Consider the following 25,108-nt stretch of genomic DNA (forward strand, 5'->3'; position numbering starts at 1 on the left):
GCTGCTTCCCTATTATGTCAGACACTTGTTCGATCCGTATGGCGAAATTTTCCGAGACGACGGCCTTCCCGGTCATTTTGTCGGCTGCAAATGTAAGCGGTTACATCAAGCCATGAACGGCATCCGGTCACCGCGTATCGCCGTCGTCGGCAGCGCCAACATCGATCTCGTCACGCGCGCGCCGCGCCTGCCGGCGCCGGGCGAGACGCTGCTCGGCACGACGTTCGAGACCGTTCACGGCGGCAAGGGCGCGAATCAGGCGGTGGCGGCCGCGCGCCTCGGCGCGTCGGTCGCGATGATCGGCTGCGTCGGCGACGACGCGTTCGGCGCGCGCCTGCACGCCGCGCTGGCGGCGGAGCGCATCGACGTGACACACCTGCACCGGATCGGCGGCACGGCAACCGGCGTCGCGACGATCACGGTCGACGACGGCGGCGCGAACAGCATCGTCGTGGTGCCCGGTGCGAATGCGTGCGTCGATGCCGACCGGATCGACGCGGCACGCGACGCGATCGCCGGCGCCGCGCTGCTCGTGTGCCAGCTCGAAGTGCCGGTCGCGAGCGTGACGCGCGCGATTGCCTGTGCAAGCGCGCATCACACGCCGGTGCTGCTCAATCCCGCGCCCGCGCAGCCGCTCTTCGATGCATTGCTGGCGCGGGTCGACTATCTCGTCGTCAACGAAACCGAGGCCGAGTCGCTGACCGGCATCGCCGTCGGCGACGACGCGTCGGCCGCGCGCGCTGCTGACGCGCTGTGCGCGAGGGGCGTCGGCAACGTGCTGGTCACGCTCGGCGCGCGCGGCGTCTGCTGGCGCGGCAGCGCAGGCAGCGGCCGCCATCGCGCGATCGCGGTGGCGGCCGTCGATACGACCGCGGCCGGCGACACGTTCGTCGGCGGGTTCGCGGCCGCGCGGGCCGGCGGCGCGTCGATGGACGACGCGATCGGTTTCGGCCAGCGTGCGGCCGCGATCAGCGTCACGCGCCACGGCGCGCAGACGTCGATCCCGACGCGCGACGAAGTAGTACGGTCGGACACCTGAATTCCGCATGCGACGGAACGGCCGAGCCCGGCCCATACCAGTGACATGGAGACAATCGACATGAACGACAACCAATCTGTTCCGCACGCGCCGCCCCGGATCCGGCGCGGTCAACGCATCGCGCTCGCGCTGTTGATGGCGAGCGGGATCGTCAACTATCTCGATCGCGGCACGCTGGCCGTCGCGAGTTCGGCGATCCGCGGCGATCTCGGCCTGTCGCTCGCGCAGATGGGGCTGCTGCTGTCGGCCTTCTCATGGAGCTATGCGCTGTGCCAGTTTCCGGTCGGCGGGCTGGTCGACCGCATCGGCCCGCGCCGGCTGCTCGGCATCGGGCTGATCGTCTGGTCGTTCGCGCAGGCGTCGGGCGGCCTCGTGTCCACGTTTGGCTGGTTCATCGTCGCGCGCATCGTGCTCGGCATCGGCGAGGCGCCGCAATTCCCGTCGGCGGCGCGCGTGGTGAGCAACTGGTTTCCGCTGCGGGCGCGCGGCACGCCGACCGGCATTTTCAATGCCGCGTCGCCGCTCGGTACCGCGCTTGCGCCGCTGCTGCTGTCGGTTCTCGTTGCATCGTTCAACTGGCGCTGGGCGTTCGTCGTGACCGGGGCGCTCGGTCTCGTCGTCGCCGTCGTGTGGTTCGCGTTCTATCGCGATCCGGTGCGCGCGCAACTATCTACCGCCGAGCGCAATTATCTCGATGCCGACGCGCAAAGCGTCGCCGCGGCGCCGAAACTGACGTTCGCCGAATGGCGCAGCCTGTTCTCGCACGGCACGACGTGGGGGATGCTGATCGGCTTCTTCGGCTCGGTGTACCTGAACTGGGTCTACCTGACCTGGCTGCCGGGCTACCTGACGATGGAGCGGCACATGAGCCTGATCCGCACGGGCTTTGCCGCATCGGTGCCGTTCCTGTGCGGGTTCGTCGGTTCGCTGGTCGCCGGCTGGCTGTCGGATCTCGTCACGCGCCGCAGCCGCTCGCCGGTCGTGAGCCGGCGCAACGCGGTGGTGGCCGCGATGCTCGGGATGGTCGCGTTCACGATTCCGGCCGCGCTCGTGCAGAGCAATACGGTTGCGCTCGCATGCATTTCGGTCGTGATCTTTCTCGCCAACGCGGCGTCGGCGTGCTCGTGGGCGCTCGCGACGGCGGCCGCGCCGCCGAGCCGCATCGCGTCGCTCGGCGCGATCCAGAATTTCGGCGGCTTCATCGGCGGCGCGCTTGCCCCGATCCTGACCGGCATCATCGCGCAGAAGTGGTCGTTCGTGCCCGCGCTGCTCACCGCGGCGGCGATCGCGTTCGCCGGCGCGATGGCCTACCTGCTGCTCGTGCGCAAGCCGATTCCCGAACAGGCCGCGAACGCCGCGCCCGGACCGTTGCCGGCGTGAGCATGCAGCCTGCATCCGCATTCATTGAAGGAAGGAGAAACCGATGCAACATCCGCAGCAATCGAACGTGACCATCGAGGGAATCGTGCCGGTGATGCTGACGCCGTTCGACGACGCCGGCGCGATCGACTACGCCGGGCTCGAGCGGCTCATCGAATGGTATCTGGCGCACGGCTCGGATGCGTTGTTCGCGGTCGCGCAATCGAGCGAGATGCAGTTCCTGAGCCTCGCCGAACGCGCGGAACTCGCGCGCTTCGTGGTCGAGCGGGTGGCCGGGCGCGTGCCGGTCGTCGCGTCGGGCCACATCAGCGACGATCTCGACGCGCAGGTCGCCGAATTGTGCGCGGCGGCCGAATCGGGCGCGCAGGGTGTCGTGCTCGTGACCAACCGGCTCGATCCGCAACGCAAGGGCAGCGCCGCGTTGCTCGACCATCTGAACCGGCTGCTCGCGCGACTGCCGTCGGATCTTCCGCTCGGCCTGTACGAATGTCCGGCGCCTTACCGGCGGCTTCTGTCGGATGACGAACTGCGCGCATGCATCGACACGGGCCGGTTCGTGATGCTGAAGGACGTGAGCTGCGATCTCGCGACGGTCAAGCGACGCGTCGCGCTTGCCGAGGGATCGCCGCTGAAGATCCTGAACGCGAACGCCGCGATTGCGTGGGACGCGATGAAGGCCGGGTCCGCCGGTTTCAACGGCGTGTTCACGAACTTCCACCCCGATCTCTACCGGTGGCTGCGCACGCAAGGCGAATCGAATCCGGCGCTGGCCGACGAACTGTCGACGTTCCTGGTCGTCTCGGCGGTATCGGAGGCGCTGGGTTACCCGGCGCTCGCGAAGCTCTATCACCAGCGGATCGGCACGTTCGGGTCGATCAAATGCCGTGCGATCGACTACGACGTGCGCGAACGCTTCTGGGCACTCGACGCCGTGCTCGACAAGATCGTGGCCGGCACCGAGCATTTCCGCCGGCGAATCGCCGCGTTGTAACGGGGGGCGCGTGCCACGCCAGTGGCGTGGCGCGTGATCGCATCGCGTGCCGTGCATGCGGCCGGCACGTCCGTTGCGCTTGCTGGAACGATCCGCGTGCACGATGCGTCGCGATCGCGGCGCAATCCAATCATCGAGATTCCCGTCACGTCGATGGCGGCAACGCGTGCCGCCATACCGCTGCGCCGCCGCACCTCCGGCCGTCATTCGGCGGTCATTCACTCTGTCACGAACCCGAACCGCCCGCGATCCGCGAGCGCGGTGACGATGCTCGTCCGGCCAACCTGCCGCGCGTCGCATTGACGATGTCTGACGGACTGTCGACATGTGCTCGCACCCGGCGAGAAAAGCGCACAAATCTGCGCAATCCCGCGCCCGTCCGTTGTAACGCTTCGTAATACCATGCCGCGGAGTGATTTTTACCGACGAACCGCTGAAGCCGCATTCGCCCATGCAACACCTGCCGACGACAAGCCGGCCGCCGATCCTGGCGGCGCCGGTTGATCCCATGCTGCACGCCGTGATCGACGAAGTCGTCCACCGGAGCGTGTCGGAGGCAACGACGCGCAGCGGCTACATGCGCTGCGCCGACTATGCGATCGTCGGCGCGCAGGTGCTCACGCTGCTGACCGGCAAGCCCTATCGACCGTTCGCGGGCGGCGAAGTCATGGATTTCGGCGGCGGCAACCTGTACGCGCTCTGCACGACGCGCGAGCGGCGTCGCACCGCGCGGCACCTGTCGCAGCTCGCGCGTTATCACTGCTGGATCGAAGCGCGCCACGACGATGCGGGCGGGCGCACGCGCAAGGAAATCGTCGACTTCACGCTGCGCCACGACGAGACCGTCGCGAACCAGCTGGGCATGCCGTTCGCCCGTGCTTATCAGGCCTATTTCTGGGGGTGGGAGGACGAGCACGCGGTGCCGGCCGAGTTGCACGACCATCCGGTATTCGCGAAGCAGGGGCCCGTGTGGCGCTGGGCCGAGCGCGAATGCACGTCGCTGCTGCGCGCGTACGAGCACGAACGGCCCGGCTATTTCGCGCGTCAGGTGTCGCGTGCGATCGATTGCTTCGCCGATCGCGTCGAAGGTCTCGGCTGACGCGTGCCTGCTTCGAGGACAAGCGCGGGCCGGCTCCCGGTCGCGATGAGACGAACCCGGCGAGCACAGGCGCGCCGCCGGGCATGAACGACAGTGTCGGGCCGCGCGCATCGCGCGGCCCGGCCGCTTACTTGCTGGACAGCGTGCCGCTGCTGTTCGCACCGCCAAACAAGCGCGTCAGGTACTGCGTGTTGGTGTTCATCCGCGCCATCAGCGTGTTGAGCGCGGTGAACTGCGCCTGATACTGCCGGGTCAGTTGCGCGGCATAGTCGGACAGATCCGACTGCTGCTGCGCGACACGTTTCAGATCGGCGGTCAGCGCGGTCGTGCGCACGTCGATCATCCCGTTCTTCTTCGTGAACTGCGTGATCTGGTCGGCCAGGCGCGTGCCGATCCCGTTCTCCGGATTGAACAGGCGCGCGACGCCCGACGGGTTCGCGGCCAGCGCACCGTCGAGCTTCGCGCTGTCGACGTTCAGCGTGCCGTCCTTCTCGAGCTTGATGCCGATCGACAACAGGTTCACGTGTCCGTTGCCCTTCTCGGTGGTGGCGCCGTTGTCGACGCCGCGCGCCACGATCGACGCCAGCGCGTTGCGGATCGTGTTCAGCGTCGAATCGCCGATCAGCGCGCCTTGCGCGCTGGCCCCTGCCGTGTAGCTCGACAGCGCGCCCATCGTCTTGACCACCGTGTTGTACAGGCTCACGAAATTCGTGATCGTCGCGGCCTGCGACTTCGTGTCGGTGCTGACCGTCAGCGTCTGCGTATCGGTCGCGCTGACCGCGGCCGCCGACAGGTTCAGCGTGATGCCGGTCAGCACGCCCGATACCGTGTTGCTCGCGCTGGTCGATGCGATCCCGTTGAGCGTGAATTTCGCATCCTGCGCGACGGCGCTCTGCCGCCACGCGGCCGCGCCGTTCGCCGAATCGATCTTCGACGCGCCGCCGGCCGGGTCGGCCGTCGACGTGACGCCGAGGTTCGACAGGCCGTTGTCGCTGGACACGTTGCCGACCGCGACGCTGATCGCGTTCGCCGCGCCCGTCTTCGACGACGCGAGCACGAGGTGCGCGCCGTCCGTGCCGTTGATGACCGTCGCGCTGATCCCCGGGTTGCCCGACGCGCCGTTGATCGCCGCGGCGATGCCCGCCAGCGTGTTGTTCGCGTTGCCGACGTCGACCTTGAACGACTGGCTGCCGAGCGACAGCGTCAGCGTGCCGGTGCCGAGCGCCTTGCTGCCGTTGAAGCCGGCGGACGACAGCGCCTGGGCGGTCGCGATCTGCGTGACGCCGACCGTGTAGGTGCCGGCGACCGCGCCCGCGCCTGCCGTCGCAGTCAGCCCCTTGCCGCTCGCGACGGCGTTGAACGTCGATTGCAGCGCGCCGTTCTTCAGCGACGTCAGGCCCGCGTCGAGCGCACCGAGCGCCGACGACAGCGCGCCGAACGCGGAAATCCGCGTGTTGCCGGTCGTTTGCGAAGCGGCAAGCGTCGCGGCCCGGCCGGCCGTCTTCGCGTTCACGAGCGTCTTGACGAGCGAGCCGACGTCCATCGCCGGATTGCCGGTCGAGCCGTTGATGATCGATTGCGCCGCCTGTTGCATCAGGCTGTTCGCGTTCGCGCCGCTGTTGACGGGCGTGTTCGTTGGCATGGGTGAGTTCCGGTTAAAGGCGATGCAGTGGCGAACGGCGGTCGGGCCGGCGTGCAACGATCCGGGCGGGTCCGTGGCGATCCGCGTGCGTGTCGTTTCTCGCGCTTCTCGCCCGACGCCCGCTGCGGATCGCGGGAGTGTCGGGAAAACGTAAGAGTGATTGGGTGGGCTATCGTATTATTAAATCGGTATTGGTTAGTAATTTTTTGTAATGATTCTTGTGAAAAATGTGGGAAAAGAAAGAGGGGTGCGGAGCCCGGTTTCTGAAAGAAGTCGGCTATTCCGAGGGTAGAAAATCGTAGCCGGCCCGAAGCGGACATGAAACCTTGGGCTGTGTACGGGCGGGCAAGCTCAAAAGATTTAGAGCGTTTTTTGGCAGTGCGCGTTGTGAAGGTTGCCGAGGCATTGCAGGCCTAGGCTCGGGAAGTATTGGGCAGCGAAGCTGCGGACCGCGCCTTCGTCACGATCTTGACGTGCAAGGCGTCAAGAAATAACGATTATTGTCCGCACTACACTGCACCGAGTCCCTGTCGACGGTCAGTATCCACCATGCCCGCCACCGCCTTGCAATTCGCGCTGCTCGCCAAGCATCAGGAAATCGCGTCCCTGCGCCACCTGGCCGAGCAGATCGAACTCGTCGACCTGCTCGGCCGCCTGATCCATGCGCTGCAGCGCGAGCGCGGCGCCACCAGCATCTATCTGGCGTCGAGCGGCAAGCGCTTTGCCGCCGAACGTGCGGCTTCGCGCGGCGAATCGGCGCCGCTCGTCGCGCAGTTGCGCGAGCGCCTGGATCTGGAGCTGACGCCCGCGCGCGGCTCCACGTCGCGCCTGCTGTCGCTGATCGCCTGGGTGCTGCTCGACCTGGAATCGCTGGATGTGCTGCGCGAACAGATCGACCATCTTGCGCTGTCGGCGCCGGATTCCGTCCAGGCGTTCAGTACCGTGATCGGCGGCCTGGTGGAGCTGATTTTCCAGTTTGCCGACGGCGCGGCGGATCCGTCGGTGTCGCGCATGCTGATTGCCCTCGTCCATGTCGTCGAGGGCAAGGAGGAAGCGGGACAGGAACGCGCCGTCGGCGCGCACATGTTCGCGGCGGGCGCGTTTTCGGCGGACCAGCAGCAGCGCCTGCTGTATCTGATCGCCGCGCAGGAGCGCAGTCTCGAAGTCTTCGCGAGCTTCGCGAGCACGGCGCAAAACGCATGGTGGGAAACCCGCATGACGGAGCCGCACATGGCGGCGCTCGAGAAGCTGCGCCGCGTACTGTGCACGGCGCACGCCGGCGATGCGCTCGATGCCGGCCTGAGCGAAGCATGGTTCGACGCCGCGAGCGCCCGCATCGATGATCTCTGGCACCTTCAGATTGCGCTGACGCTGCAGGTGCAGGAAACGTGCGACGCGCGAATCGACGACGCGCACCGAACGCTACGCGACTCCGAGCGCCTGATGGCGCAGTTGCGGAACAATCCTCCCCCGCATATCCAGGCGCTCGCCCAGTTCTTCGCCGGCGATCCGTTGTCGGCGCGCGCGGCGGTTCACGAACTGCCGGGACGCCTTTCCGGCTCCGACCTGGGGACGCTCGCCAGCCTGAAATCCCTGCTGGAGTCGCAATCGGCGCGACTGGCCGGCGCGGAGGTCGAGCTCGACGCGGCACGTCGCGCGCTCTACGAACGAAAGCTCGTGCAGCGCGCGAAAAATACGCTGATGACGCGCTTCAGCCTGCGGGAGGACGAAGCGTATCGGATGCTGCAGAAGGCGTCGATGGACGGCAATCGGCCGCTTGCCGATATCGCGGAAGACGCGCTGACGTCGCCCGAGCGATTCGTCGACGAGCACGCGCAGCCTTCCGCGCGACGCCGTACGCAGCGAAGCGGCCCGGAAACGCCGCACGACGACGGCACGACCTGACCGGAAAAGCACCGCGCTTCACGCACCGCGGCTGCGCCCGAAGCGCATGCACGAGGTGCAGTTTGCACCGCGCGAGTGCGATTCGCTGCGATCGGCTGTGGCTTTCTCCCCCGGCATTTCGCGTCCGGCCAGCCTGCATCGCGATATCCCCGTCACTGGTATGAGAATTGCAAACCTCTCGCTCGTCGGGCTAATGGCGGCCTGACGATCACGCCATGTCGAACCGTGGCGGCCGATCACGTGGATAACAGCGTCCGCGCCAGGCACTCGCATGTCGAGCGAGTGCCTGGCGCGTTTTTTTTGCCCGTCCAACTTTACGAGCGCACACCATGGCCTACCTCACGCCCAACGAATTCGTCACCAGGATGGTCGATGCCGGTGAATCGAAGCTGTCGATGTCGACCCGCGATACGCTGATTCGCGCGTACATGGCGGGCGCGATCCTCGCGCTCGCAGCCGCCTTCGCGGTCAGCATCACGATCAACACCGGCAACGCACTGGCCGGTTCGCTGCTGTTTCCGGTGGGATTCTGCATGCTGTACCTGCTCGGCTTCGACCTGCTCACCGGCGTCTTCACGCTCGCGCCGCTCGCGGTGATCGATCGCCGGCCCGGCGCGACCTGGGGTGGCGTGTTTCGCAACTGGACGCTGGTGTTCTTCGGCAATTTCGCGGGTGCGCTGACGGTCGCGCTGTTCATGGCGATCATCTTCACATTCGGCTTTTCGGAAGCGCCGAACGCAATCGGACAGAAGATCGGCGGCATCGGCGAAGCACGCACGCTCGGTTATGCGGCGCACGGCGCCGCCGGCATGCTCACGCTGTTCGTGCGCGGCGTGATGTGCAACTGGATGGTGTCGACCGGCGTGGTCGCCGCGATGATGTCGACGTCCGTACCCGGCAAGGTAATCGCGATGTGGATGCCGATCCTCGTGTTCTTCTACATGGGCTTCGAGCACTCGGTCGTGAACATGTTCCTGTTCCCGTCCGGCCTGATGCTCGGCGCCCACTTCACGATCGTCGACTATCTGCTGTGGAACGAGATCCCGACGGTACTCGGCAACCTGGTCGGCGGGCTGGTGTTCGTCGGCGCGGCGCTGTACAGCACGCACTACAAGACCGCACCGAAACGCGCGCCCGCTTCGCCGGTGGGGGTCGTCGCGCGCAAGGCCTGATCGCGCTGCGCGAGCCGCAACCGAACGCCGGCGACGCGCTGAAATGCGCACCGGGGCGCACGACCTTCACGTCGGTGGATGCGCCGGGGCTGATCTACGACGCGATCACGGTCGCGCCGACGTGCCTTGCCGCGCGCGGGGCCGACTGGACGCACGACATGATCGAAAACGGCCATCGCCTGTTTTCGGATGACCTGAATGCGCCGGAGGGTCCCGGGCTCGACGCGGCCTGCGAACGCGTGTGCACGGCCCTGGATGACTGGTTGCCGAGTTGCGTCGTGCCGCTCAGCCAGGCGACGTTCTTAGCGGATCCCGAATCGCCAACTTCGCACAGTCCCCGCCGGCATTGCCGGCAGGGATGAGCGATGTAGCATCACATCACATCACATCACATCGCGGGCCAGCGCTGCAACTTCCGCGGCACTCAATGCGCCTGCGTACACGCGGAAGCCCTGGATGCGGCCGTTGAACGATGGATGCGCCCAATTGCGGCCCAAAAAAGTGACCTGGTCGCCAACCTGGCGCGGCGACAGCAGGATTTCGTCGGATTTCCCGGCCTTGGTACCGTCGACGTACAGGCGGCAGGTATTGCCCTGCAGCGTGACCGCGAGATGGACCCAGCGGCGAATCGGCAGAGCCCACGGCGCCGCCACCACCTGTGCATCCTTGAATGTCGCGCCAAAGATCGAGAAGCACAGCGTGCCTGAGCCGGTCTGGGGCGCGATGCACATCGCTGCGTTCGCGTCCAGCCCTGCGTAGAACACGCAGCTGTCCCAGTGCAACCCATTCGCGTAGACCCACAAGGAAAGGCTGAAGTCGTCGAGGTCGCCGAACACGCCCGACGGCAGCTGCAGGCCGGCCTTCTGACCGTCGAACACGATGGCCTTGTCGTTGCGGCGCCCGTCGCCCCAAGTCGCGCCGTCCAGCAGCTTGCCCTCGATCAAGGTCACGGTGCCAGCGGCGGTTCGCAGCATGCCGTGCGTGCCGGTGCCGTTCGGGTTGTTCAGCGGCAGGGACAGGCGGACCTCGCCGGGAACGGCGATACGAACCACATTGGAGCCGGTTCCCGGGGCGCCGGCGCCCTGCGCCGTGATCTGGTAGAACCAGACGCCGTTGGACGGTATATCGCTGTAGGTGAGCACCTCGCTCGCCGAAACCGTGCCCAGCAGGTTGAAGGGGCCGTTGGCCCGGCTTGCGCGCTTGATCTCGTACGAGGTCGCGCCGACGCTGCCCCACCACGACAGCACGACGCGGTTGCCGCGCAGGTAGGCCGTGAGGCCGGACGGCGGCTTCATGGAGCCGGCATAGTCCGGGCGGCGATGGATCAGCGTCGGCCACCAGACGTCGTCGCTGCTGCCCCCGTACTTCGGCTCGCACAACTTCACCATGCGCGCGACGTTCGGCGCCGCCAGCCCCAGGCGGTTGACGTAGTGGTTGTAGATGGGCTCCCAGCAGTTGCGGCCCATCTGACCATAGTTCACTTGCGTCCAGAAAGACGGGTGGGGCTGGGACGGATTGTTCTCGCGCACATAGGGCATCGGGTAGTTCTTGCCGTTCTCGGCGAGCAGGTTCGAGCGCGCCACATACTCTGCCGCTGCGAGGAAGCGGTTGTTGTATAGCCCGTAGAGATCGTCGCCCTGGTTCCAGGCGATCTCCAGCAGGTCGCCGCCCAGCGACATGCCCAGCGTGGCGTGGCCCTGGTCGCGGCCGCTTTCCTCCCACTGCCCAAAATGGCCCGGGTGCATGAAGTACACGCCATGCCCGATGGCGCCATTGCCGAAGTTCCGGAGCTTGCCGTGGTTGTTGCCCGCATAGCAGTCGCAGGCCAGCCGGTACAGGTCGGGCTTGTCGCAGAACACGCCGATGGCCATGGCGCCCACCATCGAAGCCATGTCCCAGTTGGCATGGGACCCGATGCGCCCGTCGCCGAGGAACCACGACGATATCGGGGCGAAGACGTTGAGCAGCATGTCCTGGAATCGCTTCAGGCTCGCCGGCGCCCAGCCCGAATAGGTGCGCAGGACTTCGCCGATCTGCGCCCACTGGTGGCCTTGTATACCGGCCAGGATGATGAAGGTGTGGTCGTCATGGGCGGTCGAGCCGGGAGGCACCGTTCCGACCACCTTCAGCGTGTTCGCCCAGGCGTCCACGAACTCCACGGCCTTGTCGGCATAGCGGTTGTCCTGCGGGTCGGACAGCTTCCATCGCAGGACCAGGGTCCAGGCGCGCCAGATGTCGACGTACATGTCCCGCGAGCTGCCATCGGCCCGGTAGACGCCCGCCAGCGGGAAAGGCCGGGCGTCAAGGGAAGCGAAGCGCTCGGCGCACAGCGTGCTCCACCAGTGCGTCCACGGCTCCTGGCCGGCTTTGATGAGCGCGCGGATGCGGGTGAAGTCGTCTTCGGTGACCAGCAGTCCCGGGTGACGGAAGACGCCACTCTCCGAAGCCGGCGCGCGCGCCGTACCTGCAAGAGCGGCCCGTGCCGCCTGGACTCCGAGTCCCGGCAGCAGCGGCAGCATAGGGAATAGCCCCAGGCCCAGCGACAACGCCCGACGCGCAGGATTCGGCAACTCCTCGAGGCCGGCACGCTCCACGAACCGTTTCGACATCTTTATTTCCTCTGTCGTCTTGTTGAACTGCGCAACAGTATGGATTGCGCGAGCCGCATCGGTGTCGACCTCCAAGTGACATATTTATTGCGCAATGGTGACAACTTTATTTCGGCCTACGGGTGCAGACGGGTTTCCGCCACCCTGCTGGCACCAGATTCGTTGAGCCCGCTGAACGAAAGCCAGCGGGCTTTTTACTTGGTCGGCAGGATCTAAACCACTTTTTAATAGACCACCCTTTTCTACAGGGCGTCTATTTCCTTGGCGATCTGGGCAACGGTTGCGCCGATAAATTTTCCGAGCTCCTCTCCATTTTTGGCAGGGTCCGTAAACCATCGGTCACCAGTGGCTGGTGCGACTAAACCGGATGCGAGTGCTGTTTTGACGAGTTCGACGGCCTGCTCTGTTGCTCGTGCTGTAGTCATTCATGCTCTCCTGTGTGCACTTATTAGGCTGGTGACCGCAATCGCTCTTTACGCTCGCGGCCATGCAGATATTGCGTTAATTGATTACTTATAGTCAATGTCGCTGAATTATCGCGATCGTTTCATTATTTGAATAATATTCACGGAATTAATTAGAGTGTTTCATTATTCGAATCAAATCGCAGATCTTGCAAAATGAGGGGATCTGCTGCGCCGGCTGGTCAAGCAAGCTCGCAGCACTCGCGTGGCTTGGCTTGTCGCGCAAGATACAGAGTTATGAAAGAGATTTATTTTCCTTGGCATGGCGAATATGGCGCCGGCATGGAACGGCTTTCTTTGCTCAAAAGGCCGTGGAACAAGTTTGTTTGCGTCAGTTCAAATTTTGTTTGCGATGAACCCCAGCCGTCGGAATGAGGGGCCGCTCTTTCCTAATTGTCCACTCAATCGAGACAGCGAATCATGTTTTGAAGGATTGATGATTATTGGCGGGACAGTAGACTGCACCCGTGCTTTGCCAGAACCGATCCGGCGTACGCCGCCAGGCGCGGCGTCACCTGACGGATTCTTCGGCGGCGGGCCATGCGGCTTGCCGTCCGATCGTGCGAAGAGTGGTCCGTTGCCGGCATCGCGCGCCGATTCGGTGCGCAGCGGCACTGGCTGCATCAAACCGTCAATTCAAGGGTGATTGTTATGCGTTACGTTTCGCTGGAATCGAAGAAGGACGAGCTGCTGCTGGCAGCTCGCGTGCTGATGATGATCCTGTTCGTGCTGTTCGGCTGGCAGAAGCTGAACGGTTTTTCGGGCACGGTCGCGTATATGGCGTCGACCGGGAACCCGGCGCCCGAGCTGGCGGCCGCGATCGCGGTGGCGGTCGAACTGGTGGGCGGCGTGCTGATCGCGATCGGCTTCTATACGCGTCCGCTCGCGCTGGCGTTCGCCGCCTATACGCTCGCGACCGCGCTGATCGGCCATCGCTACTGGGCGCTGCAAGGGATGGAGCAGTACATGGCGATGATCAACTTCTACAAGAACGTAAGCATCATCGGCGGGCTGCTGTTGCTCGCGCTGAGCGGGCCGGGGCGGTATTCGGTTGACCGGAAGTAACGCGGACGGCGTGTCCGTTCGGTATCGGGAGCCTGGTGCGCGCGAGCGTGCCGGGTTTTGCCTTTTGCGGGCGATGGACAGATCGGTGCGCGCGCCGATTACAGAACCGGTGTCGTGCCGAAGTACCGTGCGCGGCGCATGCGTTCGCGGCCGGCATCCGCACCGCGGATCACGCACTGCACGAAGCCGTTGACCGGCGCGAAATGGGCGAACGACGGGTCGATCATGTTGGCGACCGGATGCGAGCAGGCAGAGCGAAGCGTTGCGCGGCGATCGTTCATGTTATCCAATGGGCCTGATATTCCGTTCGTTTCCGTGATTGATCGCCACCCATGCCAAACCCATCCCCGTCGACCGTACGTCAAACCGTCCTCGTCATCGGCGCCTCCGGCCTGCTTGGCCGCGCGGTTGCCGCGTCCTTGTTTCGCGAACCGTCGTTGACGCTGCTCGCGACGATCCGGACCCCGCAAGGCGCCGGCGCGAAACTTCTCGCGTTACCGCCGCATAACATCGCCGAGCTCGACGTTCTCGACCAGCCGTCCCTCGAGCGCCTTTTCGAAACCCACCGGCCGGCTGCCGTCATCATTTGCGCTGCCGAACGCCGCCCCGACGTCTGCGAACGCGACCCGGCCGCGGCCCGCGCGATCAACGTCACCGCGCCGGCCCGCATCGGCGCGCTCGCCGCGCGATACGGCGCCTGGACGCTCGGCATCTCGACTGACTACGTGTTCGACGGCAAGGCCGCGCCGTACAGCGAAGACGCGACCCCGAACCCGCTGAACATCTACGGCCGCACCAAACTGGAAGGCGAGGCCGCGCTCCTCACCGCCTCGTCGCTGTCGTGCGTGCTGCGCCTGCCGCTGCTCTTCGGCCCGATCGCAGACTGGAGCGAATCGGCGGTCACGAGCCTCGTGCCGGCCGTCGTCGCGTCGGCGCGGCCGGGCGCCGACGCGGTCGGCATGGACGCATGGGCGATCCGTTACCCGACCTGGACGCCCGACGTCGCGCAGGTCATCCGCGACCTGACGCTGCGCCATCTCGCGGGTGAATCCGTCACGGGCATCCGCCATTGGTCGAGCGAGGAACCGATGACGAAGTACGACATCGCGCAGCGAATCGCGGCCGCGCTCGGCATCGACGCGTCGCTCGCACGGATCGACCAGCCGACCGACGCGACGCCGCGCCCGTACGATTGCCATCTGGACGCCGCGCGCGTGCGCGCGCTCGGGATCGACCATGCGACGCCGTTCGATACGGCGCTGCGGACCGTGCTGCGCGATGCGCCGCAGGCGCGGTAGGATCGACACACGCCGCGGCTCGCGGCGCCACGCCGGCCAGCCAAGCCGCCGCGCACGAACCCGATTCCGGCGCGGCCGGCCGCCGCCCGCCGCGCCTTCCCCGAACCCCGACGAATCCTTCCGACATGACCACGCTTGAAGCCATCCGCGCCGCGCTGCCCGCCTATCCGATCGAAGTGGACTTTCCCGACATCGCGCGCTGGCGCGCGGGCAACACCGGCATCGACTATCTGCACACGTTCGACAGCGGCAAGCCCGGCCGGCACGTGATGATCCTCGCGCTGACGCACGGCAACGAGGTGAGCGGCGCGATCGCGGTGGACGCGTTGCTGGCGGCCGGGCTGCGCCCGGTCGCGGGCCGGCTGTCGCTCGGCTTCGGCAACGTCGGCGCGTACGAGCATTTCAGCGCGGAGAACGCCGACGCGACGCGCTATCTCGACGAAGACATGAACCGCGTGTGGACGCCGGCCGCGCTCGACGGCACGCGCGACAGCCGCGAGCTCGCGCGTGCGCGGGCGATGCGGCCGCTGCTCGACACGGTCGACCTGCTGCTCGACATTCATTCGATGCACGAAGCATCCGTACCGCTGATGATGACGGGGCCGCTCGACAAGGCGATCGCGCTGGCGGCCGCGATCGGCACGCCCGAGCACGTGATCGTCGATCGCGGCCATGCGAACGGCACGCGGCTGCGCGACTACGGTGGCTTCGGCGATCCGGCGAGCGCGAAGAACGCGCTGCTGATCGAGACAGGCCAGCACTTCGCCGCGAGCGCGCGCGCTGTCGCGCTCGACAGCGCCGCGCGCTTCCTGCTGCACGCGGGCGTCGTCGCGCGCGACGATGTCGCGGCGTTCCTGACGCAAGTTGCGCCGGTGCGGCAGAAGTTCATCGAGATCACGGAGCCGGTCGTCGCGCGCTCGATGGATTTCCGGTTCTCGCAGCCGTTCACGGGGCTCGAGGTGATCGCGAAGGCGGGCACCGAGATCGCCCGCGACGGCGACGACACGATCGTCACGCCGTACGACAACTGCGTGATCGTGCAGCCGTCGATGCGCCATCTCGGCGTGAACGTCACGATGATGCGGCTGGGGCGGCTGCTCGAACGCTGAACCGGGCTGCCGGGTGCCGGCCCGTACCGGCATGTCGCGCGGCGGCGGTTGCGTGGGCCCAAGCGAGCGCGAATGGGGCGCCCCGTACAAAAACGGGCCGAGACGGCGTGTGTTCATGGCGATGCGACGGGAAACGCATTCGTGTGGGGATTGCGCGCCGCGAGCGGCCGCAGCACTCCGCCCGGACGAACCCGCGGAAATCGACGCGTGCGAGAGACGCGAACGGCGTAACCCGCAGACGCAATCGAATTCAAAATTTGTCTAGTCATCCTTGGGAATCGGCCACTCGAATTGCACCAAACATGTGCCGGAATTCCCCGTAACGATGCGCGCTAGACCCCTGAAATTAGGGGATTTCCCGCGTTTCCACGGTTTTTATTGATCACTGCTTGTCTCGCTGTTTTTCTTCTTGCATGCTTGTATAGACAAATTCCTGAGGCGGCTTGCTGCACCGAAGGGATGGCGAACCCTCAACGCAAGGAGAAATCTCGTGAACGGCAAGCGCATCAAGTGGGCAATCGGGACGATCGGCGTCATCGCGGCTGCGGCGGCCACGCTCGCGGCACCGGTACAGGCAAAGGAATGGAAGACGGTGACGGTCGCGCTGGAAGGCGGCTACGCGCCGTGGAACCTCACGCTGCCGGGCGGCAAGCTGGGCGGTTTCGAACCGGAGCTGCTCGCCAACGTGTGCGAGCGCATCAAGGTGCAATGCAACATGGTCGCGCAGGATTGGGACGGGATGATTCCCGGTCTGCAGGCCGGCAAGTTCGATGTCCTGATGGATGCGATTTCCATCACGCCGGAGCGCGAAAAGATTCTGCTGTTCTCGCGTCCGTATGCGGCGACGCCGGCGACGTTCGCCGTCACCGATACGAAGATCCTGCCGAAGGCCGCGCCCGGCGCGCCGATCGTCAAGCTCACAGGTGACGCCAATGCGGACAAGCCGACCGTCGACACGCTGCGCAAGCAGCTGAAGGGCAAGACGATCGGGATCCAGTCGGGCACCGTCTACACGAAATTCATCAACGACAGCTTCAAGGACATTGCGTCGATTCGCGTGTACAAGACGTCGCCCGAACGCGATCTCGACCTGGTCGCCGGGCGCATCGATGCTTCGTTCGACGACGTCACGTACTACGCGGCGAACAACACGAAGAAGGACACCGCATCGATCGTGCTCGCGGGGCCGAAGCTCGGCGGCCCGATCTGGGGGCCGGGCGAAGGGCTCGCATTCCGCAAGCAGGATGCCGACCTGAAGACGAAGTTCGATACGGCGATCGCCGCGGCGCTCGCGGACGGCACCGTGAAGAAGCTCGCCGACAAGTGGTTCAAGACCGACGTCACGCCGTAAGCGCGCGTTCGGCCGCCGCCGCGTGAGGTCGTCGAACGACGCGCGGCGGCACGCATCCAGCGGATTCAATCAACGCATGCAGGGAGGCACGCATGGAGATTCTTGAAATGCTCGGCTTCGGTACCGAAGGCTGGGGCGGTGTGCTGCTTCTCGCCGCATTGATGACGGTCGCGCTGACGCTCGCCGCGCTCGCGGTCGGCGCCGTGATCGGCGCGGCGATCGCGGCGGCGAAACTGTCGCGCTACCGCAGCCTGCGCCTGCTCGGCGATCTATATACGACGGTATTTCGCGGCGTGCCCGAACTGCTCGTCATCTATCTGTTCTACTTCGGCGGCTCGACGCTCGTGACGGCCGTCGGCCAGTGGTTCGGCGCGGAAGGCTTCATCGGCGTGCCGCCGTTCGTGGTCGGTGCGCTCGCGGTCGGGATGATCTCGGGCGCCTATCAGGCCGAGGTCTATCGCGCGGCGGTGCTCGCCGTGTCGAAAGGCGAGCTGGAAGCGGCGCGCTCGATCGGCATGCCGCGCAGCATGGTGCTGCGGCGCATCCTGGTGCCGCAGGTGCTGCGCTTCGCGCTGCCCGGTATCGGCAACGTGTGGCAACTGAGCCTGAAGGACTCCGCACTGATCTCGGTCACCGGTCTTGCCGAGTTGCTCCGCACGAGCCAGATCGCCGCCAATTCGACGCACCAGTACTTCGTGTTCTTCGTCGCGGGCGGTGCGCTGTATCTGCTGATGACGGGCTTGTCGAACCGCGTGTTCAACCGGGCGGAAGCGATCGTCGGCCGGTCGTTCCGCCGCAATTTCGCGCGCAACTGACGGGGAGCGTATATGTCCATCGATTTCGGTTTTCTCGTCGATACGCTGCGCCAGCTGCTCGCGGCCGTGCCGACCACGCTCGGCTTGTTCTTCGCATCGCTCGTGCTCGGCGGCCTGCTGTCGCTCGTGATCGTCACGATGCGCGTGTCGCCGCACTGGCTGCCGAACCGCTTCGCGCGTGCCTACATCCTCGTGTTTCGCGGCTCGCCGCTGCTGATCCAGATGTTTCTCGTGTACTACGGGCTCGGCCAGTTCGGCGTGATCCGTGAAAGCTTCATGTGGCCGGTGCTGCGCGAGCCGTACGTTTGCGCGGTGCTGTCGCTTGCGCTGTGCACCGCCGGCTACACGGCCGAAATCCTGCGCGGCGGGTTGATGGCCGTCCCGGTCGGGCAGATCGAGGCCGGGTATTCGATCGGCCTGTCGGGCTTCGCGCTGCTGCGGCGCGTGATCGGCCCGATCGCGCTGCGCCAGTGCCTGCCCGCGTATTCGACCGAGGCCGTGCTGCTCGTCAAGTCGACCGCGCTGGCGAGCCTCGTCACGGTGTGGGAAGTGACGGGCGTCGCGCAGCAGATCATCCAGCAAACCTACCGGACGACCGAGGTGTTCGTCTGCGCGGCCCTCATCTATCTGGGCCTGAACTTCATCGTCGTGCGCCTGCTCGGCGCGCTCGAATGGCGACTCTCCGGGCACCTGCGTGCGCCGAAGCCGTCCGGTGCGCCCGCCGCGGCGACGCGCAATGCCCAGCGCGTCGCTTCCTGAGCGCGCCATTCTTTCCAGGAGAATTCGATGAACACCGCTGCTCCCGTTGCGCTGTCGGTCAGAAACATTCACAAGTCGTTCGGCGATCATCATGTGTTGAAGGGCATTTCGCTCGACGCGCACGAGGGTGACGTCATCTCGATCCTCGGCGCGAGCGGGTCGGGCAAGAGCACGTTCCTGCGTTGCCTGAACCTGCTCGAGACGCCCGACGACGGCTCCGTCGCGCTCGCCGGGGAGGAACTGGCGATGAAGCGCGCGCGCGACGGCAAGCTGCATCCGAGCGACCGGCGCCAGGTCGACCGGATCCGCTCGCAACTCGGCATGGTGTTCCAGAACTTCAACCTGTGGTCGCACATGACGGTGCTCGACAACCTCGTCGAAGGGCCGCTGCGCGTGCAGAAGCGCAGTCGCGCGGAGGCGGTGGAGGAAGCCGAGGCGCTGCTCGCACGCGTCGGTCTCGCGGACAAGCGCGGCTACTATCCCGCGCACCTGTCGGGCGGCCAGCAGCAGCGTGTCGCGATTGCCCGCGCGCTGGCGATGCATCCGAAGGTGATGCTGTTCGACGAACCGACGTCGGCGCTCGACCCGGAGCTGGTCGGCGAGGTGCTGCGCGTGATGCGCTCGCTCGCGGAAGAGGGGCGCACGATGCTGGTCGTCACGCACGAAATGGGTTTTGCGCGCCACGTGTCGAATCGCGTGATGTTCCTGCATCAGGGCGAAGTCGATACGGACGGGAGTCCCGACGAAGTCTTCGGCGGGCAGACCTCCGAGCGCTTCCGGCAATTCGTGTCGAGCCACCACGACCGCACCACGAACTGAGGCTGCCATGACCGTATTCCGTGCGGCGCAGCCGCTCGACTGGCGACAGGTTGCGGCGGTGGCGGCCGGCGAGCCGCTGGCGTTGGCCGACGAGACGCGCGCGCGCATCGTGGCCGCTCGCGAACTCGTCGACGAGATCGTCGCGCGCGGGATTCGCGCCTACGGCGTCAATACCGGCGTCGGCGCGCTGTGCGACGTGATCGTGTCGCCGGCGCAGCAGAGCACGCTGTCGCACAACATCCTGATGAGCCACGCGGTGGGCGTCGGCATGCCGCTCGGCGCGGCCGAAACGCGCGCGATCATCGCGGCCGCGATCAACAACTATGCGCACGGCCATTCGGGCGTGCGTGCCGACGTCGTCGACCAGCTCGTTGCGCTGCTCGAGCACGATTGCCTGCCCGAAGTGCCGGCGCACGGCTCGGTCGGGTACCTGACCCACATGGCGCACGTCGCGCTCGTCTGCGTCGGGCACGGCCATGCGCGCCATCGCGGCGAACGCATACGCGGCGACGAAGCGCTGCGGCGCATCGGCCGCGAACCGCTCGTCCTCGGCGCGAAGGAAGGGTTGAGCCTCGTCAACGGGACGCCTTGCGTCACGGGGCTGGCCGCGTTCGCGCTGGCCCGTGCCGAACGGTTGCTCGACTGGGCCGACTGGATCGCGGCGATGAGCTTCGAGAACCTCGGCGGCCAACTCGCCGCATTCGATCCGGCGTCGCTCGCGCTGCGGATTTCGCCCGGTATCGGGCAGGTCGGCGCCCGGTTGCGTGCACTGCTCGCGGACAGCGGCATGCTTGCCGCGGCGAGCGGCCGGCATACGCAGGATCCGCTGAGCCTGCGCACGATTCCGCACGTGCATGGCGCGGCGCGCGACGTGTTCGACGTCACGTCGGAGGTCGTCGATCGCGAGCTTGCGTCCGTTACCGACAATCCGATCGTGGCCGGCACGCGAGAGGCGCCGGCCGTGCATTCGCAGGCGCATGCGGTCGGCGCGGGCATCGCGCTCGCGATGGACAGCCTCGCGGCGGCGATGGCTCAGGTCGCGGCGATCGCCGAGCGGCGTCTCGACCGGCTCGTGAATCCGCTCGTCAGCGGGCTGCCGGCGTTTCTCGCCGCGCCGGGCGGCAACTGTTCGGGTTTCATGATCGCGCAGTACACGGCGGTCGCGCTGGTCGCGCAGAATCAGCGGCTTGCCGCGCCGGCGAGCCTCGACGGCGGCATCACGTCGGGGCTGCAGGAAGATCACCTGTGTCATGCGACGCCGGCCGCGCTGAAAGCGCTCGACATCATCGAGAATACGACGCGCGTGCTCGCGATCGAGCTGCTGGCCGCCGTGCAGGCGTACGATCTGCAGCCCGGCGAAACGGGGCGCGCCGCATCGACCGACGCGCTGTGGCGGCACGTGCGCGAACGCGTGCCGGCGTATCACGACGACCGGCCGCTCGCGGACGATATCGCGATCGCGGCCGGCATCGTCGCCGGTGTGCCGCCGTCGTTGCAGTGACGACGGTCGAGGACGGGCCGATCACCCCACATTCATCCGGTCGAGGGCGCATGAGCGAAACGGAACGCAGACTTTCCGCCCGGCAGGCGTTGGCATCGGCCGACGCCGTGCCGGCGCGGGCATTGCCGGCCTATCAGCAGATCAAGCGTTACGTCGTCGAGCGGATCGCGAAGGGCGACTGGAAGCCCGGCGGCGCGATCCCGACCGAGGCGGAACTGGTCAAGGAATTCGGCGTGGCGCGGATGACGGTGTCGCGCGCGCTGCGCGAGCTGACGGCCGAGCGCGTGCTGACGCGCATCCAGGGGGCCGGCACGTTCGTCGAGCGCCGGCATTACGAGTCGACGGTGCTGGAGATCCGCAACATCGCGGACGAAATCGCCGAGCGCGGCCATCGGCACAGTGCGCGCGTGCTGCTGATCGAGCGCAGCGTCGATCCGGACGCGATCGATGCGCTCGGCCTGCGCGCCGGGCCCGTGTTTCATTCGCGTATCGTGCATTACGAGGAGGACGAACCGATCCAGTTCGAGGATCGCTACGTCAATCCGGCCTTGTTTCCCGCGTATCTGGAGCAGGATTTCACGCTCGAGACGCCGAATCATTACATGGTGCGACTGGCGCCGATCCAGCGCGCGGAGTTCCGGATCTACGCGGAAAAACCCAACGCGCAGGTGCGTCGGCATCTCGTGATGGAAATCGGCGAACCGTGCCTGCTGCTGCGACGCCGCACGTGGGTCGGCGAGCAGGTCGCCACGTCGGTCAGGCTGTGGCATCCGGCGTCGCGGTTTCATCTGGCGGGCAACATGTAGGGAAGCAGGGCGGCTGGGCGAAGCGGCTGTTTGCCGCGTCAGCCGGCGCTGGCCGGCGCCGCCGTATCGGCCGTGATGGACCTGCATCGAAAGGCGATACACTGCGCGGGTTCCCGATTCGGTCGGGAGCGTCGGGGAACCGGGCAGCCGCATCGCGCCACGGCCCCTGATTCATTCGAAAAAAATCGAGAGAAAGAGAGGGCCCATGCTGACACGTCTGCGTAACGGCATCCTGCGTGCACAAGACCTGCGCGACTCCGGATCCGCTTCATCCATCCAGCTCCGGCCGATGGCGTGCGAACTGGTCGACCTGAGCGCGAAGCGCGCGATGTGGCGCGTTCCCGTGCCGAACCAGGCGGACTGCTATCTGAAGGCCGAACCGGGTGGCGTGGAGCGTTTTGTCGTCCATATCGACGCGGAGAGGTTCTATCGCCGCTGGCTCGAGACGAGCCCCGCGTTCCCGAAACAGGATTCGCAGGACTGCGTACCGCGCCGGGCCATGTCGCTCGACAGCAAGTTCGCGACGGCTGCCGCGGCATTCAGGAGCGGCCGCGACGCACCGGTGACGCTGCCGTCGGTCGGCTACTGGGCGGCGACAAGCGGCTACGAGGTCGCGATGAGCGACGGCATGACGCGCACCTTCTGGCTGCTCGCTCATCGCGTGCGGTCGTTTCCCGTCAGCGTGGCCGACGCGAGCTGGGCGACGATACTGAACGGCATGACCGGCATCGGCGTGGCGCCGATCGCGTTCAGCGAACTGTTCAGCCGGCGCGCATAAGCGCGACGCCGCCGCGCAGCGCGCATCGTCCGGCTCGATTTGACACGTCGCGTCGCCGCCGATTAAAGTCGCGACGCGGGGCGGCGGGTCAAGCACACGCCCGGAACAGGCAGCCGATGTTCCAGGACTACGGGGCTACCCCGTGGATCAGATCGATACGCCGATGCGTCGCAAGCGCGCATGTTGCGCGTTGCGCAACGACTGCGCTCGCAGCACCAGCCACGTTGACTCATCGTCCCGCCCATCTTCGTCCATGCACGCATCCCTGCGCGACACCACCCGCACGATTGCCGACGCGATGCTCGCCGGTTCGCCCGACCGCGGCGGCATCGTCGCGCGGATGGCCGCCGTGCTCGGCGAAGCGCCGCCATGGACGCACGAATGCGCGGACGCCGCGCTCGTGCGCTTCGGCGCGAACTGGGCCGATACCGACACCGACGCGCTCGCGGCGGTGCTGGCCGAGGCGCCCGCGTTCGTGCGTGCATGGTATGGCGACCGTCGGCCTGCGGTGATCCGCATCGTGCGGCGGCCGCTGGTTCAGCGACCGCCGCCTTCGCCGCTCGCCGGCTGCGACCTGCCGCAGTGGCCGACGCCCGGCGATCTCGCCGGCTGGCTCGGCGTGAGCCCGCCGGAACTCGACTGGCTGGCCGATCACTGGCGCGTCGACGCAGGCAGCAGCGCCACGCCGCTGCATCACTACACATACGTCGCGCTCGACAAGCGCAGCGGCGGGTGCCGGCTCGTCGAGATCCCGAAGGGGCGCTTGCGCGAAGCCCAGCGCCGCATCCTGCACGGGCTGCTCGATCGCATTGCGCCGCACGGCGCGGTACACGGCTTTCGCAAGGGGCACGGGATCGTGTCGTTCGCGGCGCCGCATGCGGATCGCGATGTCGTCGTGCGCTTCGATCTCGCGGATTTCTTCGTGTCGGTGCGCGCCGCGCGCGTGCATGCGCTGTTCGCGACGCTCGGCTATCCGGCCGAAGTCGCGCGTACGCTCACCGGGCTGTGCACCAATCGCGTGCCGTCGGCGCGGCTGCTCGCACCGGACCTGCGCGACCGGTTCGACTGGATCGGCCGCCAGCGCTACCGCGAACGGCATCTGCCGCAGGGGGCGCCGACGTCGCCGGCGCTCGCGAACCTGTGCGCGTTCCGGTTCGACATGCGGCTTGCTGCGCTCGCGCGTTCGCTCGGTGCGACCTACACGCGCTATGCGGACGATCTCGCGTTTTCCGGCGGCGGCGCGCTCGCGCGCGACATCGAACGGCTGCGGATCCGGGTCGCCGCGATCGCACTCGAGGAAGGCTTCGCGCTGCAATTGCGCAAGACGCGTGTGATGCGCCGCGGCACGCGGCAGCAACTGGCCGGCGTGGTCGTCAACCGTCATCCGAATCTGGCGCGCGACGAATTCGATCGCCTGAAGGCCATCCTGACCAATTGCGTCCGGTGCGGCCCGGCGTCGCAGAATCGCGACGCGCATCCGGATTTCCGTGCGCATCTGGCCGGACGCGTCGCGCATGCGACCGCGCTGAACGCGGCGCGCGGCGCGAAGCTGCGCGCGCTGTTCGACCGGATTGCGTGGGATGCCGGCGGCGAAGACTGCTGAACCGCCGGGCCTGCATCGGCCCAGGTCTGCGACTTCTGCAACACGACGCCGCGCACTGCTATCATTCGCGCCATGCCGCGCCCGTGCCATGGCGAGGCGATCACTTGTCGCCGCCGCCGTCCGTTGCCGGCGCGGCCCTGTCTGTCAGTGACGCACGACGTCGACTAGTGCGCATCGCGCAAATCATGTCGGCTCAGATGGACGATTCACGTATTTGACAGCCCCGATCGGCGGAACTTCGTGGTAGGTTCGGCCATCGGAGTTTTTTGCAAAAACATGCCCAAAGAGGATGAATACATGACCCAGGCCCTGCAGGAACTCGAAGCACAACTTCGGGACCTGAACATCAAGCTGTCAGAGGCGAAGCAGAAGGAGAAGCAAGCCGCGCTCGCGGCTTTCAAGGAACAGGTCGAGCTGTTGGGCATTTCGCAGCAGGAAGTGTTGAGCGCGCTCGGCTACATCGTCCAGCGCAAGCGCAAGGCGCCTGCCAAGTACTACGATCCGTCGACCGGCCGCTCATGGTCGGGGCGCGGCCCGCGGCCGAAATGGCTCGAAGGCAAGGATCTCGATACGCTCGCCGTCGACCGCGAGGCCAGGACCTGGTGGCCCGGGGACGATCAGGGCTGAAGCCCGCCGCGCCGCAAGGCCATCCGGCGCCGTCCGGTTCGCGCACGCGGGCCGGCCGGCAATCCCCCGCCAGCCTGCTGTCTTTCATCCGGTGTCCGGCCTGATCGCGACATCGCCGGCCTCGCCGCCGCACCGGATCGACGTTTTTTCTTTCTCTTTTCCGTTTCCGCGCATTGCCCGCCGTTTCCCGCCCGCCGTCCGGCCAGCGCGGGCCGGCGCGCGTCCGCCTCCGTCGTTCGCGGGCACTGGCCTTAGAATGTCGCCGGACATTCGTGG

23 protein-coding genes are annotated in these 25,108 nt (G+C 66.6%); 19 read left to right on the forward strand and 4 right to left on the reverse strand.

What is annotated here, in order from left to right:
- Window positions 1-112 precede the first annotated feature (112 nt).
- The 4 genes from rbsK (at window position 113) to HWX14_RS23295 (ending at window position 4,509) form a co-directional block, all read left to right on the forward strand.
- Window positions 113-1,039 (forward strand): ribokinase, encoded by a 927-nt coding sequence (gene rbsK / locus HWX14_RS23280; RefSeq protein ID WP_175884739.1) that lies wholly within the window; start codon window positions 113-115, stop codon window positions 1,037-1,039.
- Between the two features lie 60 nt (window positions 1,040-1,099).
- Complete coding sequence (locus tag HWX14_RS23285; protein ID WP_175884740.1) at window positions 1,100-2,419, forward strand: MFS transporter; 1,320 nt, start codon at window positions 1,100-1,102, stop codon at window positions 2,417-2,419.
- Between the two features lie 43 nt (window positions 2,420-2,462).
- Entirely contained in the window at window positions 2,463-3,410 is a 948-nt protein-coding gene (locus HWX14_RS23290; RefSeq protein ID WP_175884741.1) for a dihydrodipicolinate synthase family protein, read from the forward strand.
- Window positions 3,411-3,861: 451 nt separating this feature from the next.
- Complete coding sequence (locus tag HWX14_RS23295) at window positions 3,862-4,509, forward strand: hypothetical protein (protein ID WP_175884742.1); 648 nt, start codon at window positions 3,862-3,864, stop codon at window positions 4,507-4,509.
- Window positions 4,510-4,636: 127 nt separating this feature from the next.
- On the opposite strand, the gene fliD is transcribed toward HWX14_RS23295, so the two are convergent.
- Window positions 4,637-6,151, reverse strand: a complete 1,515-nt coding sequence (gene fliD / locus HWX14_RS23300; protein ID WP_175884743.1) for a flagellar filament capping protein FliD — start codon at window positions 6,149-6,151, stop codon at window positions 4,637-4,639.
- A 549-nt stretch (window positions 6,152-6,700) separates the two neighbouring features.
- On the opposite strand from fliD, the gene HWX14_RS23305 reads away from it, so the two are divergent.
- The 3 genes from HWX14_RS23305 to HWX14_RS23320 all read left to right on the forward strand — a co-directional run bounded on the left by HWX14_RS23305 (window position 6,701) and on the right by HWX14_RS23320 (window position 9,590).
- On the forward strand, window positions 6,701-8,056 hold the full coding sequence (locus HWX14_RS23305; protein ID WP_175885543.1) for a nitrate regulatory protein: 1,356 nt from the start codon (window positions 6,701-6,703) through the stop codon (window positions 8,054-8,056).
- Window positions 8,057-8,385: 329 nt separating this feature from the next.
- Window positions 8,386-9,228: a formate/nitrite transporter family protein gene (locus tag HWX14_RS23310; RefSeq protein WP_034204814.1), complete on the forward strand. Its 843-nt coding sequence runs from the start codon at window positions 8,386-8,388 to the stop codon at window positions 9,226-9,228.
- Window positions 9,229-9,302: 74 nt separating this feature from the next.
- A complete protein-coding gene (locus HWX14_RS23320) occupies window positions 9,303-9,590 on the forward strand; it encodes a hypothetical protein (RefSeq protein WP_244130311.1) in 288 nt (95 codons plus the stop codon).
- Window positions 9,591-9,611: 21 nt separating this feature from the next.
- Here HWX14_RS23320 and HWX14_RS23325 read toward each other — a convergent pair whose 3' ends face one another.
- Window positions 9,612-11,837, reverse strand: coding sequence for a LamG-like jellyroll fold domain-containing protein (locus HWX14_RS23325; RefSeq protein ID WP_175884744.1), 2,226 nt, complete (start codon window positions 11,835-11,837; stop codon window positions 9,612-9,614).
- 242 nt (window positions 11,838-12,079) lie between these two features.
- Entirely contained in the window at window positions 12,080-12,262 is a 183-nt protein-coding gene (locus tag HWX14_RS23330; RefSeq protein WP_175884745.1) for a hypothetical protein, read from the reverse strand.
- A 690-nt stretch (window positions 12,263-12,952) separates the two neighbouring features.
- Here HWX14_RS23330 and HWX14_RS23335 point away from each other — a divergent pair.
- A complete protein-coding gene (locus HWX14_RS23335; protein WP_059241206.1) occupies window positions 12,953-13,366 on the forward strand; it encodes a DoxX family protein in 414 nt (137 codons plus the stop codon).
- A gap of 98 nt (window positions 13,367-13,464) precedes the next feature.
- Here the strand turns inward: HWX14_RS23335 and HWX14_RS23340 are convergent, their stop codons facing one another.
- Window positions 13,465-13,647, reverse strand: coding sequence for a hypothetical protein (locus HWX14_RS23340; RefSeq protein ID WP_175884746.1), 183 nt, complete (start codon window positions 13,645-13,647; stop codon window positions 13,465-13,467).
- A 51-nt stretch (window positions 13,648-13,698) separates the two neighbouring features.
- On the opposite strand from HWX14_RS23340, the gene HWX14_RS23345 reads away from it, so the two are divergent.
- The 11 genes from HWX14_RS23345 (at window position 13,699) to HWX14_RS23395 (ending at window position 24,832) form a co-directional block, all read left to right on the forward strand.
- Window positions 13,699-14,664: an SDR family oxidoreductase gene (locus tag HWX14_RS23345; RefSeq protein ID WP_175884747.1), complete on the forward strand. Its 966-nt coding sequence runs from the start codon at window positions 13,699-13,701 to the stop codon at window positions 14,662-14,664.
- A 125-nt stretch (window positions 14,665-14,789) separates the two neighbouring features.
- On the forward strand, window positions 14,790-15,773 hold the full coding sequence (locus HWX14_RS23350; RefSeq protein ID WP_175884748.1) for a succinylglutamate desuccinylase/aspartoacylase family protein: 984 nt from the start codon (window positions 14,790-14,792) through the stop codon (window positions 15,771-15,773).
- A gap of 490 nt (window positions 15,774-16,263) precedes the next feature.
- Window positions 16,264-17,124: a transporter substrate-binding domain-containing protein gene (locus HWX14_RS23355; protein WP_175884749.1), complete on the forward strand. Its 861-nt coding sequence runs from the start codon at window positions 16,264-16,266 to the stop codon at window positions 17,122-17,124.
- A 92-nt stretch (window positions 17,125-17,216) separates the two neighbouring features.
- Entirely contained in the window at window positions 17,217-17,939 is a 723-nt protein-coding gene (locus HWX14_RS23360; protein ID WP_175884750.1) for an ABC transporter permease subunit, read from the forward strand.
- A gap of 12 nt (window positions 17,940-17,951) precedes the next feature.
- On the forward strand, window positions 17,952-18,698 hold the full coding sequence (locus HWX14_RS23365) for an ABC transporter permease subunit (RefSeq protein WP_175884751.1): 747 nt from the start codon (window positions 17,952-17,954) through the stop codon (window positions 18,696-18,698).
- A 27-nt stretch (window positions 18,699-18,725) separates the two neighbouring features.
- Window positions 18,726-19,517 carry an ATP-binding cassette domain-containing protein gene (locus HWX14_RS23370; RefSeq protein WP_175884752.1) on the forward strand — a complete coding sequence of 264 codons (792 nt, stop codon included), beginning with the start codon at window positions 18,726-18,728 and terminating at the stop codon, window positions 19,515-19,517.
- A gap of 7 nt (window positions 19,518-19,524) precedes the next feature.
- Window positions 19,525-21,018: a histidine ammonia-lyase gene (gene hutH / locus HWX14_RS23375; RefSeq protein WP_175884753.1), complete on the forward strand. Its 1,494-nt coding sequence runs from the start codon at window positions 19,525-19,527 to the stop codon at window positions 21,016-21,018.
- 50 nt (window positions 21,019-21,068) lie between these two features.
- Window positions 21,069-21,824 carry a histidine utilization repressor gene (gene hutC / locus HWX14_RS23380; protein ID WP_175884754.1) on the forward strand — a complete coding sequence of 252 codons (756 nt, stop codon included), beginning with the start codon at window positions 21,069-21,071 and terminating at the stop codon, window positions 21,822-21,824.
- Window positions 21,825-22,029: 205 nt separating this feature from the next.
- Window positions 22,030-22,602, forward strand: a complete 573-nt coding sequence (locus HWX14_RS23385; RefSeq protein WP_175884755.1) for an Osa protein — start codon at window positions 22,030-22,032, stop codon at window positions 22,600-22,602.
- A gap of 253 nt (window positions 22,603-22,855) precedes the next feature.
- The gene (locus tag HWX14_RS23390) at window positions 22,856-24,205 is read left to right on the forward strand and encodes a reverse transcriptase family protein (protein WP_175884756.1); all 1,350 of its coding nucleotides are present in this window, start codon (window positions 22,856-22,858) and stop codon (window positions 24,203-24,205) included.
- 297 nt (window positions 24,206-24,502) lie between these two features.
- Window positions 24,503-24,832, forward strand: a complete 330-nt coding sequence (locus HWX14_RS23395; RefSeq protein WP_050016590.1) for an H-NS histone family protein — start codon at window positions 24,503-24,505, stop codon at window positions 24,830-24,832.
- The last annotated feature ends 276 nt before the right edge of the window (window positions 24,833-25,108 follow it).

It is taken from the genome of Burkholderia sp. BCC0044 (assembly GCF_902832955.1).
In the GTDB taxonomy this organism is placed as follows: Bacteria; Pseudomonadota; Gammaproteobacteria; order Burkholderiales; family Burkholderiaceae; genus Burkholderia.

What these genes read in the sequence shown, in the direction of transcription:
- rbsK (WP_175884739.1), top strand. Translation starts at nt 113, where the DNA reads ATGAACGGCATCCGGTCACCGCGTATCGCCGTCGTCGGCAGCGCCAAC.
- HWX14_RS23285 (WP_175884740.1), top strand. Translation starts at nt 1,100, where the DNA reads ATGAACGACAACCAATCTGTTCCGCACGCGCCGCCCCGGATCCGGCGC.
- HWX14_RS23290 (WP_175884741.1), top strand. Translation starts at nt 2,463, where the DNA reads ATGCAACATCCGCAGCAATCGAACGTGACCATCGAGGGAATCGTGCCG.
- HWX14_RS23295 (WP_175884742.1), top strand. Translation starts at nt 3,862, where the DNA reads ATGCAACACCTGCCGACGACAAGCCGGCCGCCGATCCTGGCGGCGCCG.
- fliD (WP_175884743.1), bottom strand. Translation starts at nt 6,151, where the DNA reads ATGCCAACGAACACGCCCGTCAACAGCGGCGCGAACGCGAACAGCCTG.
- HWX14_RS23305 (WP_175885543.1), top strand. Translation starts at nt 6,701, where the DNA reads ATGCCCGCCACCGCCTTGCAATTCGCGCTGCTCGCCAAGCATCAGGAA.
- HWX14_RS23310 (WP_034204814.1), top strand. Translation starts at nt 8,386, where the DNA reads ATGGCCTACCTCACGCCCAACGAATTCGTCACCAGGATGGTCGATGCC.
- HWX14_RS23325 (WP_175884744.1), bottom strand. Translation starts at nt 11,837, where the DNA reads ATGTCGAAACGGTTCGTGGAGCGTGCCGGCCTCGAGGAGTTGCCGAAT.
- HWX14_RS23330 (WP_175884745.1), bottom strand. Translation starts at nt 12,262, where the DNA reads ATGACTACAGCACGAGCAACAGAGCAGGCCGTCGAACTCGTCAAAACA.
- HWX14_RS23335 (WP_059241206.1), top strand. Translation starts at nt 12,953, where the DNA reads ATGCGTTACGTTTCGCTGGAATCGAAGAAGGACGAGCTGCTGCTGGCA.
- HWX14_RS23340 (WP_175884746.1), bottom strand. Translation starts at nt 13,647, where the DNA reads ATGAACGATCGCCGCGCAACGCTTCGCTCTGCCTGCTCGCATCCGGTC.
- HWX14_RS23345 (WP_175884747.1), top strand. Translation starts at nt 13,699, where the DNA reads ATGCCAAACCCATCCCCGTCGACCGTACGTCAAACCGTCCTCGTCATC.
- HWX14_RS23350 (WP_175884748.1), top strand. Translation starts at nt 14,790, where the DNA reads ATGACCACGCTTGAAGCCATCCGCGCCGCGCTGCCCGCCTATCCGATC.
- HWX14_RS23360 (WP_175884750.1), top strand. Translation starts at nt 17,217, where the DNA reads ATGGAGATTCTTGAAATGCTCGGCTTCGGTACCGAAGGCTGGGGCGGT.
- HWX14_RS23365 (WP_175884751.1), top strand. Translation starts at nt 17,952, where the DNA reads ATGTCCATCGATTTCGGTTTTCTCGTCGATACGCTGCGCCAGCTGCTC.
- HWX14_RS23370 (WP_175884752.1), top strand. Translation starts at nt 18,726, where the DNA reads ATGAACACCGCTGCTCCCGTTGCGCTGTCGGTCAGAAACATTCACAAG.
- hutH (WP_175884753.1), top strand. Translation starts at nt 19,525, where the DNA reads ATGACCGTATTCCGTGCGGCGCAGCCGCTCGACTGGCGACAGGTTGCG.
- hutC (WP_175884754.1), top strand. Translation starts at nt 21,069, where the DNA reads ATGAGCGAAACGGAACGCAGACTTTCCGCCCGGCAGGCGTTGGCATCG.
- HWX14_RS23385 (WP_175884755.1), top strand. Translation starts at nt 22,030, where the DNA reads ATGCTGACACGTCTGCGTAACGGCATCCTGCGTGCACAAGACCTGCGC.
- HWX14_RS23390 (WP_175884756.1), top strand. Translation starts at nt 22,856, where the DNA reads ATGCACGCATCCCTGCGCGACACCACCCGCACGATTGCCGACGCGATG.
- HWX14_RS23395 (WP_050016590.1), top strand. Translation starts at nt 24,503, where the DNA reads ATGACCCAGGCCCTGCAGGAACTCGAAGCACAACTTCGGGACCTGAAC.